We start from the raw sequence: 16,569 nt of genomic DNA, 5'->3' as shown, positions 1-16,569 counted from the left end.
GGGTACTAAGTAGCCGCATCGCCATTAAACTAGCTTGATGGGGAATTACCATTTGCAAATCTGCTATCCTTAACCCACAAGGTTGCAATAAACGCTCTACAAAGCCTGGCAACACCTCAGAAGCCAGCCGATAGACTCCCCTACCATCCATCTTAAAAAGAAAGGATTCTGGGTGATCAGCGTAGTCTCTAGGATGATATTTATTGCCCGCACCCTGACATTCTGTTAAATGTGCGCCTTTGCTGTAAGTTTCCATGCGGGAAGACAGGATTTTTGAACTTTCCCTATCATCAGTTTTAGCAATAATTACCGCTGCCGCACCATCGCCAAACAGTGTACAACTTTCTTTATCATTCCAATTCAATCCAGTTGTGACTTCACTGGCTATTAACATAACTCGGTTGTACCTTCCCGCCGCCACCAGATAGGATATAGTATCAAAACCAGTAATAAAACTCAGGCAGGTAGAGTTAATATCAAATGCCGGAATACCGGAATTAACCGCACCTAAATGTTTTTGAATTAAGGCAGCAGTACAGGGAATAGCTTGTTCGGGAATGCCACTGGTGCTAATGATGCAGTCAATATCTCCAATGGATAAACCAGCCGCTACCAAAGCATCTTTAGCCGCAAACGCACCCATCATTGATGCGGTTTCATCATCCACAAAATGGCGCACCAATACCCCCGATTTTTTCTCAACCCATCCTTTAGTTAAACCCAAACTTAACTCAATTTCTAGGGCTGTGACTCGTTTTTTGGGCAAATATTTTCCTGTTGACAGAATTTTAACTTGTTGCATTTATAAAAAGATAACTTCTTTAAACTCACCACTTTAATTTAAGCACTTTCAATAAAAAACTAGTTTAATCTAATCCAGGATTTGTCGGTTAAGGGGAAAAGGGGAAAAACAGTAACACTACTATAAATGTACAAAATAAATTGTGTTAATTAAAGAACGTTATCGTTTGATTAAACAGATTGCTAATGGGGAATTTTATCAAACATTCCTCGCTGTAGACGAGAATCAATTTCCGCCAATTCCTTGTGTGATTCAACAATTATCATCTTTAAAGCAAACACCTGAAAATTTTCAATCTCAGGTACAGCAATTGACAGAATTAGGTAAACATCCCCAAATTCCTAGCTTGATCACACATTTTGCAGAAAACGAATATTACTATTTCATTCAAGAATTTATTGAAGGTGATAATTTAGCTAGTTTGCTAGAAAAACAAGGTGTTTTCCATGAAACTCAGATTTGGCAAGTTTTAAAAAGTTTATTACCAGTTCTCAAATTTATTCATCATCATCAAATTATTCATAGAAACATTAAACCAGAAAATATTATTTTCCGATCTACAAACAAAAATCCAGATTTATTAGATAATTTGGTTTTGTCTGATTTTGCCATGATGAAAGTTGTCAGCGAAAATCAATCAAAAGATGATATAGTTGGGAGTCCAGAATATATTTCCCCAGAACAAACACAAGGTAAAGCCGTTTTCGCAAGTGACTTATATAGTTTAGGTGTAACTTGTATTTATCTACTTACTCAAATTTCACCATTTGAATTATTTGATATTGCTAATAATAGCTGGATATGGCGAGATTATCTCACTAATCAAATTAGTGAACATTTAGCCCAAACCCTTGATAAACTCATAAAATATAATTTACAAGAACGTTGGCAATCAGCAGATCAACTCATTGACGTTTTGGGAATTAAAGATAATTATCTTTATCAATTATCCCCAATTAAAACTGATTATTGGCAACTTTCATCTACACTCGAAAATCAAATTAATAGTTCTATAAATACTGTGGCATTAAGCCATGATGGTAAAATATTAGCCAGTGGTGAAGATCACAAAAGTATTAAATTGTGGGATTTAAGCAGTCAGCGATTAATAGCTAACTTAACCGGACATACTCAAGCTATAACAGCAGTTATTTTTCATCACAATGATACAATTTTAGCCACAGCCAGTGATGATAAAACTATCATTTTATGGGATGTGAAAACCTTAACAAAAATTCATACTTTAACTGGACATTCACACGCTGTTAAATCCCTAGCATTTCATCCTCATGGGCAAATTTTAGCTAGTGGAAGTTGGGATAAAACTATTAAAATCTGGGATATAAAGACAGGTTTAGCCCTGAATACCTTAACTGGACATCAGTTACAAGTAAATGCTGTGGCTTTTAATCCCCAAGGACGGCTTTTAGCTAGTGCTAGTTATGATCGCACAGTTCGGATTTGGCAATTACAAAATGGACAATATAACTTATTAACAACTCTTTTTGGTCATACTTGGGCAGTTTTGACAGTTGCTTTTAGTCCAACCAATCCAAATTTGTTAGCGACTGGTAGCGGTGACAATACCATTAAGTTGTGGGATGTTAACACTGATGAATTAATTAGCACACTTTCAGGTCATTCCTGGTCAGTGGTGGCTGTAGCCTTTAGTACCGATGGAGAAACCTTGATTAGTGCCAGTTGGGATAAAACGGTAAAAATTTGGCAAATCAGCACAAAATTAGAAATTGCTAGTCTTACAGGTCATACAGACTCAGTATCTAGCGTTGCCATTAGCCATGATGCCCAATTCATTGCCAGTGGCAGTAAAGACAAGACGATCAAATTGTGGCATAGGGGAGTGGTGATTGATGGTAATTTTACTTAATTAGCCGTTACCAATCACCAATTCCCCATTACCAACCTAAAATAATCAGGCGCTACCGGTGAAGGCAACTTCTGGAAATTTCAACTGCGCTTCTGCCATTGGGCGTTTTCTGCCTTCTTCTTGCCAGTAGTTAATCACTTCTGTGGCTTTGTTTAGCAACTCCACACGATCAACATCTGTAATCCAGTGTTTGGATTCTAACTCTTTTTTTAGCTCTTCCCAGGCATCATTTCTGGGCCAAAAAAAGTATTTGGTTAAGGGACTAGAGCCTTTACCAACAACCTGATCTACTGCTAGGGCGACGTTTTCGTCTAACCAGAGAATTTTCAAAATGAACTTGGTCAATTACACCTCCGGGGAATATCCGGGTTTTACTTACTCAGTTTGCGACCCCTCATTTTAACTCAATCTTTGACTAATTGACCAATGAGTATTGTAATTACCCTATATTTTATCAAAAACGCCCTAGGGAAGCTTACCGTAGCTATTGCTATCCGCAGATTTAATACAGAATATGCTTACGTAATTCTGGTCTGAAAATGGAAATTTCAGCTACTAATTAACTCCACCGCATCTCGTCCATCACTATCTTGTAAATAAACTTTGACAATTTCCTCCTTCGCTGTGGGTAACTTTTTCCCCACAAAATCTGGATGAATTGGTAACTCCCGATGACCCCTATCTACTAATACAGCTAGACGAATCACTTCTGGTCTACCATACTCATTAACTGCATTTAAAGCAGCACGAATAGTTCTCCCTTTAAAAATAACATCATCTACAAGTACAACTGTTTTACCTGTCAAATCAAAAGGAATATCGGTTTTTTCTGGGGTTCTCAACCCGATTTTATCAAGATCATCACGATAAAATGTAATATCTAAAGCGCCTACGAACACGCTGACATCTTCCAGAATCTCTATTTGCCGTGCCAATGAATAAGCTAATGGTACTCCTCTAGTGTGAATACCCAGCAGTAACAACTGAGATAAATCTCGCGTCCTTTCTACAATCTGAGAAGCCATACGAGTTAGTGTCCGACGCAGTTCTTCTGATGAAAGAATTTCAACTACTTTAGTAGACATAAGATAGGTAATTGGTAATTGGTAATTGGTAATTGGTAATTGGTAATTTCTCGTTTCTCGTTCCCATACTCTGTATGGGAATGAATGCTAGAAGGCTCTGCCTTCAATAACACCTTTAATAACAGTAGAGGCAGAGCCTCTGTGATAGCATTCCCAGTCAGAGACTGGGAACGAGATAATTACCAATTACGAATGAACAATATTGCTAGTCCTAACCACAGTAAAAACGCATATCGGGTTAATTGTAAAGCTTTATAAATAGATTCTGGCGTAATGGGATAAATAGCATCTCCTAACAGTGGTTTATCTTTTGCTACTCCACGATACCAGTTTATGCCTCCCATTTGCACACCTAAAACCGCAGCATAGGCGCACTCACTCCAACCAGAATTGGGACTGGGATCTTTAATTGCGTCGCGGCGACAAATTCGCCAAACATTGCCAGGTTTCAAGGATAGTAATGATAAAGTTATCACTGTTAACCGACAAGGCAACCAAGTAAAACCATCTTCCCACCGCGCACTAAACCAACCAATATAAGTATAAGGTGCTTCCTTGTAACCTACCATTGAATCTAAAGTGCTACTAGCTTTATATGCTAAAGCCAAAGGGACAGCACCGATAACAGGGATAAATGCGCCGATAATAGTATAAAAAAGAGGAGCCATGACCCCATCAGTAGCATTTTCTGTGACAGTTTCTAAAACTGCTCTTAAAATTTCCCCTGCGGAAAGATTGGCTGTATCTCTCCCCACATAATTACTTAATACCTGTCGCGCTGGTTCTAATTCTCCATTTATTAAAGGTTGCAGAACTTCCATTGCTGCATTGCGGAGACTTTTGAGGGCAAAACAACTAGCTAAAAGAATGCTTTCTACAGCCATTCCTAAAAATGGATGTACCCATTTGGCTGTTTGCACTATGATCCAACCCGCAAAACCACTACCAATAATGACAATCACTCCCAGTATAATTCCTGCGACCCTCTGAGAAAAAGGATTTTGACAATATTGGAGAGCGAGTTTACTCAAGCGAGAAATTACCCATCCCATGACTCGCACCGGATGAGGCCAACCCCAAGGATCTCCTATTAAATAATCTAATAATGCAGCGAAAACCAAAACAGCAGATGTCATTTTTTCGTTATTATTTATTCTTCTTTCTTTCTCCTGACTCTTGGGCGGGGAAACCCCGCCCCTACTCGGTGACTAAACTACAAAATTTGCTTCTTCTCCTTGAGATGCTTGCCAACTACGAGCATCATAATAAAGGTCTGCCAGGGTAATATTGTACAAAGCCTCTTTGAGTTTTTGGTTGAGTCTGTTCCAGAGACTGGATGTTACCCAATCTGCTGTTTGAGCAGGTGTGGGATTATTCAGAGGTAAGTTAGTGATATTTTCGCCGACAGCCTCTAAAATTTGGCCAATGGATATTTGTGCCGGTTTTTTTGATAATTTGTATCCACCGACGCTACCACGAATTGATGTCACTAACCCCGCACGACGCATTTCTATGAGCAGCTTTTCCAAATAGGGAGCAGGGATATCTTGACGTTTGGCGATCGCTCTGACAGATTCAGGCCCATATTTTGGCTGTAAACTCAAATCTAGCAATGCTTTCACACTGTAGTGTCCTCTCGTCGTTAGTTTCATATAGTTATCATTAATTTTATTGCTCTCATCGTTCTGCCCTCGTCCCTGCCTGATGAAGTAATTTTATAAATCAAATAACTATACTATATAAGGCTTCTATTTGATTATTGAAAAAACTCATTACACTTCTGAGCGCCATTCTTTCCCTTGTTCCCTCTTCCCTGTCTACACAAGTAATTTCAAAAATCAAATAAATTGCTATATCTATAGTAGCTATCAGCATGATCCTAATTATATTTCATATAATTTTTTAAGAATATTGATAATAGTGCAACAATTTTGTCTATGAGTGTAATATACTTGGCTAGGCTGATCGAAAAACGAAAGGATTCTGTTCCTATTAGTTCAATGTCAGCTAAAATAAAATCCACTCAACAACTTCAAAAATTCGTTTTCGACCTAAGTTAATGCCTAAACAGAAAAAAATTGAACCCCTAGTCGGCGAAGAACTGCTCAAAAAAGTCAAAGAGCTAGAAGCGATCAGCAAAGACGACAAAGCTAAACAGTGTGGTTACTATACTGTTACCAAAAATGGTATAGAGCGCGTCAATATGATGAAATTCTTGAATGCCCTAATTGATGCTGAGGGTATTCAGTTGGATAGTTCCCCCAGTGCCAATGGACGTGGTGGACGCAGTGCCAGCTATAGAATTAGTGTCCAATCAAACGGCAACTTATTAATCGGTGCAGCTTACACAAAACAGATGAATCTTCAACCTGGTGATGAGTTTGTCATCACTTTAGGGAAAAAGCACATTCGACTCCGACAAGTAGATTCAGAATCTATAGAAAATGCCGAAGTAGAAGCTACAGCTTAATGAATATTCATTAGTCAGTTGTGGGTTGTCAGTTGTCAGTGGTTTTGTTTTACCCCTGACTGCTGAATAACTAATAACTGACCAATTACCAAAATTTAGGGAACAGGGAACAGGGAACAGGGAACAGGCAATAAGAAGAGAGAAGATATTTGCCACTGACAACTGACAACTGACAACTGACAACTGACAACTAACAACTAACAACTGACCAATCACCAATTACCAATTTCCTCTATATATTCGGTGGTTGAGATAGCTGGTAAATATTGGTGTAGTACCTTAGTGATTGCCGTTAAATTACAAGTTAATTCAATTTGTTCTCTTTCTAGCAATCCAAGAATAAAATCGGGATTGTCTTTAGCTACCACTGGTAATTGATGTAAACCACGTAATGCCATGCGGTCTAAAGCTTCAGATAAAGGTTCATCTTCCCAAGCATAGAGAATATCAGTAGTACAAATATCAATCAGTCGTTGACTGGATAAATATTCCTGAATTTCAGTAGATGAATTAGGAAGATTTTGCCATAGAGAAAGAGTGTGTTTAATATCTTCGAGGGAAAGAATTCCCACCAGCTTGCCGGCATCATCATCAATTATCAAAGCGCTGCGTATTCGTTCCCTTGTCATTGCCATTGCAGCCTCTAATACTCCCAGAGTCGCTGATAGTTTTTTCGGACAAGTGTGCATAGCATCTGCCACTAACATTTGTTGCCAAAGTTCGACCTTTTCATCTTTTAATTCTGGCAAACCAATCTGTTGCAAATTAGAATTAGCATCTATTGTTGGTTTAATTCGTTCCACTAACCAAACACTTAAACCCACCGCAGCCATTAAAGGTAAAACAATGCGATAATCGCGGGTTAATTCAAATAACATTAAAATTGCTGTTAATGGCGCTCTCACACTACCTGCTAAAACCGCTGCCATACCCACCATTGCATAAGCTGGAGGAGCAGCCATATATTCCCCAATGCTCGGTGCTATAAAAGCTAAAATTTTCGCATAAGCAGATCCAAAGGAAGCACCTAAAAACATAGCTGGGGCAAATAATCCACCCACAAAACCACTACCTGCACTCACTGCTGTCATCAGCAGTTTTAAGATTAGTAATATTAATAATAGGTTTAGGGAAAAATCCTCATCCTGGAGTATGGCTTGTACAGTGTCATAGCCAATACCTAAAATTTGTGGGTAGCGCCAACCTACTAGACCAATAATGACACCACCAATAATGGGCTGAATTGACTGAGGAATTTTACTTAGGAATTTGAACCGTGGTAAATTACCAGCAAAGCCAGCTTTTGCTAAACGAATTGATTCAGTATAGGTGAGAGAAATTAAACTTGCACCCAAACCCAAACCCAGATAAAGAGGTAATTCTAGGTAGCTACGAACTTGATAAGCAGGCAAAGCAAAAGCCGGTTGTGAACCCAAGCCAATTTGAGCAATTAAAGCAGCTACTACGGCGGCAAGTAATACTACACTTACGGCGGAAGTAGCAAAATAGGTACTGCCCATGACCACTTCTAAGGCAAAAAATACTCCCGCAATGGGGGCATTAAAGCCAGCAGCTAAACCAGCCGCCGCCCCAGCACCTAAGAGTAAACGCTGACGCTCCTGGGAAACCTGTAATATATCAGACAATAAAACCCCGAAATTAGTCCCAATTTCTACACTTGGACCTTCTGGTCCTAAGGATGCACCACTACCTAGAGAAACAGCCGCAGCGATCATTTTTGTGACCGGTCGCAGTGGTTTCTTGGCTTCTTTTCCTTGAGAAACTGCGATTAGAGATGAAAGTCCCGGCCCAAAATCTTGAGTGCGCCAACGCATGAGGCCAACAATAATTCCACCCAGAATGGGAACAGCGGCTAAAGTCCAAGCACCCCAGATTCCAATCTGTCCCATGAAATTTTCCAGCATAAAGTTGTTAATTAGCTGGATTAAATAATGAAAGGTGACAATACCCATACCCGTACTACCGCCAATTAACACGGCTAAAAACAGCACTACTGTTTCTGGGGAGGGTTGAAAACGATTAATCACCTGGGTAAATCGAATGGAAGGTGGGGGAAAAGCAGGGGATTCCCTGACCTTCTTCTCTGAAGTAGGAGGCAAGAGAGTCATGGATAAACGGGGGTAAATGTGAGAAAAAATCTATTTTTATCTGTTATTTCCCATTGTGGTTCATTATGGGAGCAACTGCTTGCTGAATAATTAATTAACCAAGACCACAAAATATTTGGCAAAAAAGAATTCTGTTCTGCTGTACTAACAACTTGGGTTAGTATTGAGAGGAGTATATCCAACGGTTAACTCTATTCTCAAAGTCCACAATACTATTTTGCAAATAAATATAGGTGATTATGGCAGAGCTACTAAATTTTAAGTAAAATTCAACACAGATATTGTTATAGAAAGAATTAAGGGACTAGGCGGACGAGGTAGATGAGTACAAATACTTTTGATAATCATTATGTTACTTGCCCAATTTGTCAGAGAAATAACAGAACAACGCCAATAAAGTCTTACACTGGTTTATTTACCTGTCCTTATTGTCAAGAAAAGTTAGTTGTTTGCCAAAGCGGACACTATGTACGCGATCCATTTATTTGGAGACAAATGATGATCTCTTCGGCTTTACGTCGTCAAAGCCGACCTTTAGCGAGGATGATCAGAGATTTTATTTTCATTAAGCGTCCTTTCTGGTCTTTCCTGGTGGGAAGTGCGGTTTTTTTGACTATTGTGACTATGACCCAAAATAATATGAGTCATGATCAACAAGAAAGTCCCCGTATCGAAAGAATCAACAAGGGTGAAAAATAGATTTCTGGCAGGAGCGTATTAACTGCGCTCCCGCAGGAAAATATAGTGTTGAAGAAGGAGTCAGTAGTCAGGAGTCAGGAGTCAGAATCAAGAAGAATCCAGAAATTAGAATCAATCAATCCGGGATTCAAACGCGCAACTGAATTGTTGCCCCAGGGGGTCTTAAACCCGGTTATTCATCCGCCACTGTAGGTATAGCCGTGCCGCAGGCTATTCTAACTCAGTGACTCCTGACTCGGTGACTCCTGAATTCTGTTCGATAAATGTTTTAATTCTCAAATCCAGTAATTAGATTTCATTAATAGAAATAGAGAAATATAACTTCCCCAAATTAAAATTCTCAGAAATTGCCTATCGCCTCGTTCTGCTAAAATTGCCGCTAAAGTCATAGTTAAAGCCACAGCCGCAAAAATGATCTGTAGCTCTACTTTGTCTACAGTTCTCCAAGTAAAATAAATACTTCCCGCAGAAGCCACCACTGCTAACATGGCTAAACTCGTTACCCAAGCGCGGGGATAACCTGAGAATAAAGGTATATTTGTCATCTCTGTTAACCCAAACCCAAAAGCTAAAGCCAAACTAGGATAAATAGGAAGTATATACCAAGGAAGTTTGACACTAATTAAGGAAATAATTAATAGATAAACACCACACCAAGTAATCAGCAGTTTTGCCCAACTTAAATTATTATTCTCCCAAATAATCCGCAGAGTTTGGGGTAAAAATATTAACCAAGGCCATGTCCACTTGCAAATTTCTAGAAGATAATACCAAGGTGTTTCTAAATTGCTATTAGTAATTGTTTGGCTTTGGGGTAAAGATGTGTTGACATCAAGGCCGAGGGGATAACCATAGTTCCATAGCTGAAACCCATACCAAAAAAATATAGGTAGACAACCGATAAAAATACCCATCCAGAAATAATAACAATTTAGTAGTCTGGGTGTATCCCAATAGAGAAATACTAAAACAATTGCACCTAAATAAATGCCCGTCATGCCTTGAGTTAGACAAATTAAGCTAAAACTAATCCCTACACCTAAGGAGTAACGTAAATCTCGGCGCGATCGCAATACAAACCACATCATCAACATCAAAAAACTGACAACTACCCCATCTAAGATTGCCAACCTGCCATAACGTACCACTGGCAGCATTGTTAAATAAATCAAAGAACTATAAATAGCCGCCCCACGTTGACGAAATATCTCTCTACCAATGCAATATAACAAAGGCACAGAAGTTGCTGTCAAAATTGCCCCAGGTAGCCGAGTTGTCCATTCATTGACACCACCAAGGGAATAAGCCCAAGCAATTAACCAGTGCATAAGTGGCGGTGTGTGATGGTATGGTTTACCGCCCAACGTCGGGTACAGCCAGCGCAGGGAATCTGCTGTGGCTTGCCAAATTTCCTCCGCTACCTGGGCTACAGTCGCCTCATCGCCATCTTGTAAGGGCAAACCTCCCAGATTGATGGTAAACAGTATCACCGCTGCCAATAGCAATCCTATCAGCCAGAGCCAATCAATCTTTTTTTCAACCACACGGTGTTGTGGTTCCAGATGAGTCCAAATAAAGCTTCCTTCTTGCATATTCTATGCGAATCTTATAACTGCTGAGTTTGATTACATAGAGATCAAAGCGAATCTCCAATTTTGCCATCCAGGAACAACCTATATTTTGAACAATGGCTAGATCCCAAATTAGCTCAGTTTCTGAGGAACAGAGATAATTTTTTAGCGAAGATTTTCTTATTGATTTTTTAAGCAAGTTTACAAGTATCTTTCCGATTAAATGATATAAATACTACCATTAGTATTTGGTCAATTACTCTGAAGGAGAATGTCAATGAACCTACCATTTATTTTAGATGTAGCACTGGGTTTAATTTTTATTTACTTGATTTTGAGTTTACTGGCTTCAGAAATTCAAGAACTATTAACAACCGTACTGCAATGGCGGGCTGAACACTTAAGAAGATCAATTGAAATTCTTTTAGCTGGTGATGCTCAAAATTCCGATAAACCGGAAGTGATTGAACTAGTTAATAAAATTTATGGCAATCCTTTAATTCAAAGCATTAATCAAGAAGCTAAAGGTTTATTAGCAACTTTACCTCGGAAAGCAACTTGGGCAATTGGCTCATTTTTTAGTCTTTTCAGAAAGTCTAGTTCTAGATTTAGAAAAGAAACTGTTTTTGGTGATCAAAAACGCAGTGCGCCTTCCTATATTGGTGGTGAAAGTTTTGCCAATACCTTTATGGATACACTTCAACTGCCAATTTTGGTACAAAAATTAACTGAAATCAGACTAGAAAAATTTAAAGAAGAACGTCTAGATGATATTAGACAGATTTTGATTCAGTTGCAAGTATACATTAATAATCAGGAATTATCTAGTGAATTTGCCACCAGTATTGCTACAGATTATAGGCAGTTGGAATTGGAGTATAACCGCATTGTGGATGAATTCAACAAAGATAAATATGATATATACATGAGTATCAATCGGATGAGAGATAGCCTAGATAAATATATGGATAGTTTCCAGGCAAACATAGGCAATCATGAAGATATTTTAGATAAACCTTTACGGGAAATAAAATTTTTAAGAAAAGATATTTTTGAAGATGTAGAAAAAGCCATAATTTTGGGAGGATTAAAACCTAATATCAATGAAATTGTCAAATCTATTAAGAAAGGTAGTGATATTCATCGTGAAGTTATTGCAGCTATCCAAGACAAAGATAGTGAAACTCATAAAAAGGTTCAAGAACTAATAGATATTCTCCCAGACTCTGTAGTTAGTAGTATTGAAACTATGGCAAAACGCGCCCAAATGAGGGCTAAAAGCACTGAGGAAGGTATTACTATCTTACGGAAAGAAATTGAAAATAGTTTTGATAGCTCTATGGAAAGAGCCAGTGGTGTTTATAAACGCAATGCTAAAGGAGTGGCAATTATACTTGGGATAACTTTAGCTATCACTGCTAATGCAGATACTTTTCATATAATTAATCGCTTATCTAAAGATTCTTTATTGCGAGAAATAATTATTGACAAGGCTGTACAAATAGCACCCCAATCATCTAATGCTTCAGATATCAATAATATAGATCCTAACCAAATTTTAAAAGAAGTTGAATTACCAATTGGTTGGACAAATGCTAACGTACAACAGCAAATTAATGGCACAAAATATAGAATTAATGGTTTACCTGTTTTCAGTGTTTTGAGTATGATTGCTGGTTGGTTTGTGAGTGGTATTGCGATTGCGATGGGTGCGCCTTTTTGGTTTGATTTATTGAGTAAAGTTATGAATGTGCGGAATGCTGGTAGAAAAGGCAAACAAGCTCCTAAAAATCAAGATGAATAATTCTTGAAGAAGGAGTCAGGAGTCAGGAGAAAAAATAAGAAAGAAGAAAATCCCCCCTGCTTCCTGCTCCCCTTCTCTTTGCTTCTTATAATGTTTTAGAAAATAAAAATTATTTGTAAATACCATTCTCTATTTTGGCGGATAATTTGAATTTGTTGGATAAATTCGCGGAGGTAAAATCTTCGTTCTACTTCTGATAAATCCCACCAAAATTGAGGAATGGAAACAGCTTGAGCTACAGAACGTAAATTCACAGGGGGAAGAATTGCTAACTTGGCTTGAAGTTCAGAAATTTCTGTGCGGAGTTTGTAAGCTCTTAATTTTGCAGTTTCTGGATCTAAAATTCCCGTTTCTATGAAAGTGGGTAATTGTTGGAGGATTTCTTGTTGACGAGATATCCTCTCCCCTAAACTATTTTTAATTGCATCTAATTGGGGAAAGTTCATTCCTGCGACAGCTAAAGGTAAATCTCGACAAACACTATCAATGGTTTTTTCCAAAACTACTTGGTAAGGAATAGCACGACATTTTGGCTGTTGAGGACAGTTGATAGCGCGTAAATATAGATACTCTTTATCCTGATAAGTTTGAGTAACACGGGTGACAATCATCTGTGACTGACATTGATGACAAATGACTAAACCAGCTAAAGAACGGGGCGCACTGGCTGTCCGCGATGGTAAACGGCTATTGCGTCGCAATAATCTATCAACTTGCGCTGCTTCTTCTCTGGATATAATTGCTCCATGAGTATTAGAGATAATTTCACGATTTTGATAAGCGGTATCACCGCGATAAACTGGATTAGTTAGCCACCGTCTCCCAGTAGTTACAGAAATATTTTTACCGTATCTTTTACCTAAGTAACGGACAGAAGCACGTAGAGAGCCATAGAGTAAAAAGTGGTCAAAAAAATCTTTAACCACAGGTGAGGTAGTGCGATCAATAATATATTTACCCTGTCCTCTGCGGTAGCCATAGGGGGATTTTCCCGGTGGTGGTGAGGCTTCTAGGCGATTGCGAGCGTGTCCTTGACGAATCCGACGGCTGCGTTGTTGACGTTGAATTTCTGGCAATAATTCCCAAAGTTCGGCGGGGATTTGACTAGAGTTAGAGGTGTATGATTGTTGTGTTGCAATTACCATAACTCCCATTGTTTCCAGTTGATTGAGGCGATCGCTCACTTGTGTTAAACTATCACCTAATTCTTCTAAGCGACGCACCAATAGATAATTTACTGTTTCTGTTTGACAGTCAGTTAATAATTGTTGTAATTGGGTCCGTTTCCCCAAATCTTCATAAATTTTATCTACTTCCCAACCCCAATCATTTTGGTTAGGAACAGTATCTAGTAGTGGATCAGTATAAATATAAACAATTATTTTCATAGGGAGAAATAGGGGAAAATTGGATCTTTTTCTCAATTATTAATTGCAAAAACTTGATTAATCTCATGATGATGAAATACTGATGACATTTTCTCAGGTGTTTAATAAACTGTGAGTCTGAAAACTGATATTTAAAAAAACAAGAGCAAAAAATAAGAATTTATCAGTGATTAGATTCACTCTATAATTTGTCATCCTTAGACATAATAATATGAATTCTCTTCCGGTTGACACAGTTGAACCACTGGATATTCAAATTCCCAATTTTGACTCTTCACTAATTAAACAATTTCCGGCACGATTTACTAAAAACGATATTCGCACCAGTTTACAAGCTTCTACCGTAGATGCTATTTTTGCATCTATTTTTGGTCTGAGTACCGGGGGAATTTTAGTCAGTAATTTGTTAGTCGAGTTGGATGCTACTCCAGTGATATTTGGAATGTTATCTTCAATTCCCATGCTGGTAAATTTTATTCAACCTGTGGGTGCTTACATTTCTGAACAGACTACCAGTAGATTTCAATATTCTCTATTAACCTTTGGAACTTCTCGGTTATTGTGGTTAATTCTGGTAATTGGCATTTTTGCTAACAATTCCAGTTTACTAGATTCTCAACAATTGGTAGTATTAACACTGTCAATTGTTCTTTTTAGTCATCTTCTGGGAGGATTAGGAAGTGCATCTTGGCTAAGTTGGTTAGCAATTATTGTTCCGCGTAGGTTACGAGGTAGATATTTTGGTATCCGTAATAGTGCTTGTCATCTGACGAATTTAATATGTATTCCTTTAGCGGGATTAGTAATATCAAATTGGCATGGTGGAACTATCCAAGGTTATGGATTAGTTCTATCTTTAGGAACTATTTGTGGAATTATTAGTTTGTGTTGTCAATATTTTCAAGCAGACGTAAATCCGCAATTACAAAATCAGCATAGTTTGCATTTTTGTGAAAATCCTCCTCAAGATATTTGCCAAGAAGAAATTAATTGGACTATTATTATTTGGCAGAACTCTAAATTTTTACTATTTCTGCTTTATTTCAGTATCTGGATGTTGGCTGTGCATTTGAGCGCACCTTTTTTTAACTTCTATTTATTAGATACTTTAGATTTAGATGTGACTTTGGTAACTATTTATAGCAGTCTGCAAACCGGGGCAAATCTGTTAGTGTTGATTCTATGGGGTAAATTAGCTGATAGAATCGGTAATCGTTCTATTCTCATCTGCGTTGGGATTTTAGTCGCAATTACGCCATTATTATGGTTAGGAATTGGTCATCATCAACTTGATTTTTGGTTATGGTTGCCGCTTTTACATATTTTTACTGGTATCACCTGGGCAGGAGTTGATTTATGTAGCACTAATATGTATTTAGGAATTGCCCCCGTGAGAAATAAATCTATCTATTTTGCCATTGTTGCGGCTGTCGGGGGCATAAGTGGGGCTTTAGGGACAACAATCGGCGGTTTTATTGCCCAAAATCCTAACTTTGGCGGTTTATTAGGCTTATTTGCGCTATCTAGCGTATGCAGATTACTAGGGCTAATTCCCCTAATTTTTGTCCAAGAACCGGGGACGTAGGAGTCAGGAAAATTTCTCCCCCTGCCCCCTGCCCCCTGCCTCTTACACTGCTACTCAACAGTAGCGGAACTCAATTTCATTGTTTCCCACAAAACCATATTTGGTGTAGTTGTGGGTAGGGGTTGATGGAGAGCAATTAGTTGTGCCAGAGTAGCTTTTAATTGCGTCCGGGAAACGATATCATCAACAAATCCGTGTTTAAGTAAATCCTCAGCGGTTTGAAAATCTTCAGGGAGTTTTTCTCTGAGAGTTTGTTCAATTACCCGTCTTCCCGCAAAACCAATAGTTGCTTTGGGTTCAGCGATGATAAGATCACCCAACATGGCGAAACTAGCTGTCACACCTCCGGTAGTTGGGTTGGTTAAAACAGGAATATATAATAGTTTAGAATCTCGGTGACGTTGGAGGGCGGCAGAAATTTTCGCCATTTGCATTAAAGACAGCATTCCTTCCTGCATTCTCGCTCCACCCGATGTGCAAATAATGACGACAGGATAACGCCGTTGGGTGGCTTGTTCAATCATGCGGGTGAGTTTTTCACCAACAACAGAACCCATGCTTCCACCCATAAACCGGAAATCCATGACTCCTAAAGCTATGGGTAAGGTGTTAATTTGTCCTAACCCAGTTTTGACAGCATCTACAAGTCCTAGTTTTTCTTGTGTTTCTTTTAATCTATCACTATAGGGTTTGCGATCGCGGAATTGCAAAGGATCAGTGGGGCGTAAATTCTCATCTAATGGATTCCAGGTATTAGCATCAATTAATTGGCGAATTCGTTCATCACTATCAACGCGATTATGATGACCACAATCACCGCAAACCATTTGATTCGCTTTTAAGTCTTTTGTATAGCTAAGAACACCACATTTAGGGCATTTATGCCATAAACCATCAGCAATTTCCCGTTCTTGGCGTTCTGAATTGGGACTTCCGGATTTACGCCGATTTGCGAACCAATCAAATAGAGACTTTAAACCGCGTGATTCTTCGTTGTTTGCCATTTTTATCTTATGTAATTAGGTGTGAGGTGAAAATCAGAACTATGATTTAGATGATTAAATGTCTTAACTATGATTTGTGTGATTGTTTTGATTGGGATGATTGATTTCATTTATGGGACTGTTTTTATCTGGATGATTAGTTAA

At 38.5% G+C, this 16,569-nt stretch carries 13 protein-coding genes and 1 pseudogene; 5 read left to right on the top strand and 9 right to left on the bottom strand.

The features are described from left to right. On the bottom strand, positions 1-802 hold an 802-nt coding region (locus FJR11_RS16495), incomplete at its 3' end, for a beta-ketoacyl-ACP synthase III (RefSeq protein WP_168505530.1). Positions 803-944: 142 nt separating this feature from the next. On the opposite strand from FJR11_RS16495, the gene FJR11_RS16490 reads away from it, so the two are divergent. After that, positions 945-2,690: a serine/threonine-protein kinase gene (locus FJR11_RS16490; protein ID WP_168505528.1), complete on the top strand. Its 1,746-nt coding sequence runs from the start codon at positions 945-947 to the stop codon at positions 2,688-2,690. A gap of 45 nt (positions 2,691-2,735) precedes the next feature. Here the strand turns inward: FJR11_RS16490 and FJR11_RS16485 are convergent, their stop codons facing one another. The 4 genes from FJR11_RS16485 to FJR11_RS16470 form a co-directional block, all read right to left on the bottom strand. Next, the gene (locus FJR11_RS16485) at positions 2,736-3,035 is read right to left on the bottom strand and encodes a 30S ribosomal protein PSRP-3 (RefSeq protein WP_015079494.1); all 300 of its coding nucleotides are present in this window, start codon (positions 3,033-3,035) and stop codon (positions 2,736-2,738) included. Between the two features lie 203 nt (positions 3,036-3,238). Further along, a complete protein-coding gene (pyrR, locus tag FJR11_RS16480; protein WP_168505526.1) occupies positions 3,239-3,775 on the bottom strand; it encodes a bifunctional pyr operon transcriptional regulator/uracil phosphoribosyltransferase PyrR in 537 nt (178 codons plus the stop codon). 179 nt (positions 3,776-3,954) lie between these two features. Beyond that, the gene (gene cbiB / locus FJR11_RS16475; RefSeq protein ID WP_168505524.1) at positions 3,955-4,911 is read right to left on the bottom strand and encodes an adenosylcobinamide-phosphate synthase CbiB; all 957 of its coding nucleotides are present in this window, start codon (positions 4,909-4,911) and stop codon (positions 3,955-3,957) included. Positions 4,912-4,983: 72 nt separating this feature from the next. Beyond that, a complete protein-coding gene (locus tag FJR11_RS16470) occupies positions 4,984-5,427 on the bottom strand; it encodes an RrF2 family transcriptional regulator (protein ID WP_168505522.1) in 444 nt (147 codons plus the stop codon). Between the two features lie 407 nt (positions 5,428-5,834). Here FJR11_RS16470 and FJR11_RS16465 point away from each other — a divergent pair, with 407 nt between their 5' ends. Continuing rightward, positions 5,835-6,245, top strand: coding sequence for an AbrB family transcriptional regulator (locus tag FJR11_RS16465; RefSeq protein ID WP_168505520.1), 411 nt, complete (start codon positions 5,835-5,837; stop codon positions 6,243-6,245). Between the two features lie 212 nt (positions 6,246-6,457). Here FJR11_RS16465 and FJR11_RS16460 read toward each other — a convergent pair whose 3' ends face one another. Continuing rightward, the gene (locus FJR11_RS16460) at positions 6,458-8,374 is read right to left on the bottom strand and encodes a chloride channel protein (RefSeq protein ID WP_168505518.1); all 1,917 of its coding nucleotides are present in this window, start codon (positions 8,372-8,374) and stop codon (positions 6,458-6,460) included. A 321-nt stretch (positions 8,375-8,695) separates the two neighbouring features. On the opposite strand from FJR11_RS16460, the gene FJR11_RS16455 reads away from it, so the two are divergent. After that, positions 8,696-9,073 (top strand): hypothetical protein, encoded by a 378-nt coding sequence (locus tag FJR11_RS16455; RefSeq protein ID WP_168505516.1) that lies wholly within the window; start codon positions 8,696-8,698, stop codon positions 9,071-9,073. Positions 9,074-9,351: 278 nt separating this feature from the next. Here the strand turns inward: FJR11_RS16455 and FJR11_RS16450 are convergent. After that, a pseudogene (locus FJR11_RS16450) lies at positions 9,352-10,665 on the bottom strand (ArnT family glycosyltransferase); the annotation flags it as partial. 256 nt (positions 10,666-10,921) lie between these two features. Between FJR11_RS16450 and FJR11_RS16445 the strand changes: the two are divergent. Beyond that, positions 10,922-12,448 (top strand): hypothetical protein, encoded by a 1,527-nt coding sequence (locus FJR11_RS16445; RefSeq protein WP_168505514.1) that lies wholly within the window; start codon positions 10,922-10,924, stop codon positions 12,446-12,448. A gap of 95 nt (positions 12,449-12,543) precedes the next feature. Here the strand turns inward: FJR11_RS16445 and FJR11_RS16440 are convergent, their stop codons facing one another. Then, on the bottom strand, positions 12,544-13,836 hold the full coding sequence (locus FJR11_RS16440; protein WP_168505512.1) for a recombinase family protein: 1,293 nt from the start codon (positions 13,834-13,836) through the stop codon (positions 12,544-12,546). Between the two features lie 211 nt (positions 13,837-14,047). Here FJR11_RS16440 and FJR11_RS16435 point away from each other — a divergent pair, with 211 nt between their 5' ends. Beyond that, complete coding sequence (locus FJR11_RS16435) at positions 14,048-15,421, top strand: MFS transporter (RefSeq protein WP_168505510.1); 1,374 nt, start codon at positions 14,048-14,050, stop codon at positions 15,419-15,421. A gap of 50 nt (positions 15,422-15,471) precedes the next feature. Here the strand turns inward: FJR11_RS16435 and accD are convergent, their stop codons facing one another. After that, entirely contained in the window at positions 15,472-16,425 is a 954-nt protein-coding gene (accD, locus tag FJR11_RS16430) for an acetyl-CoA carboxylase, carboxyltransferase subunit beta (RefSeq protein ID WP_168505508.1), read from the bottom strand. Positions 16,426-16,569: the final 144 nt, after the last annotated feature.

It is taken from the genome of Anabaena sp. UHCC 0187, from assembly GCF_009712035.1.
In the GTDB taxonomy this organism is placed as follows: Bacteria; Cyanobacteriota; Cyanobacteriia; order Cyanobacteriales; family Nostocaceae; genus Dolichospermum.
This window is presented reverse-complemented; position numbering and strand designations above follow the sequence as displayed.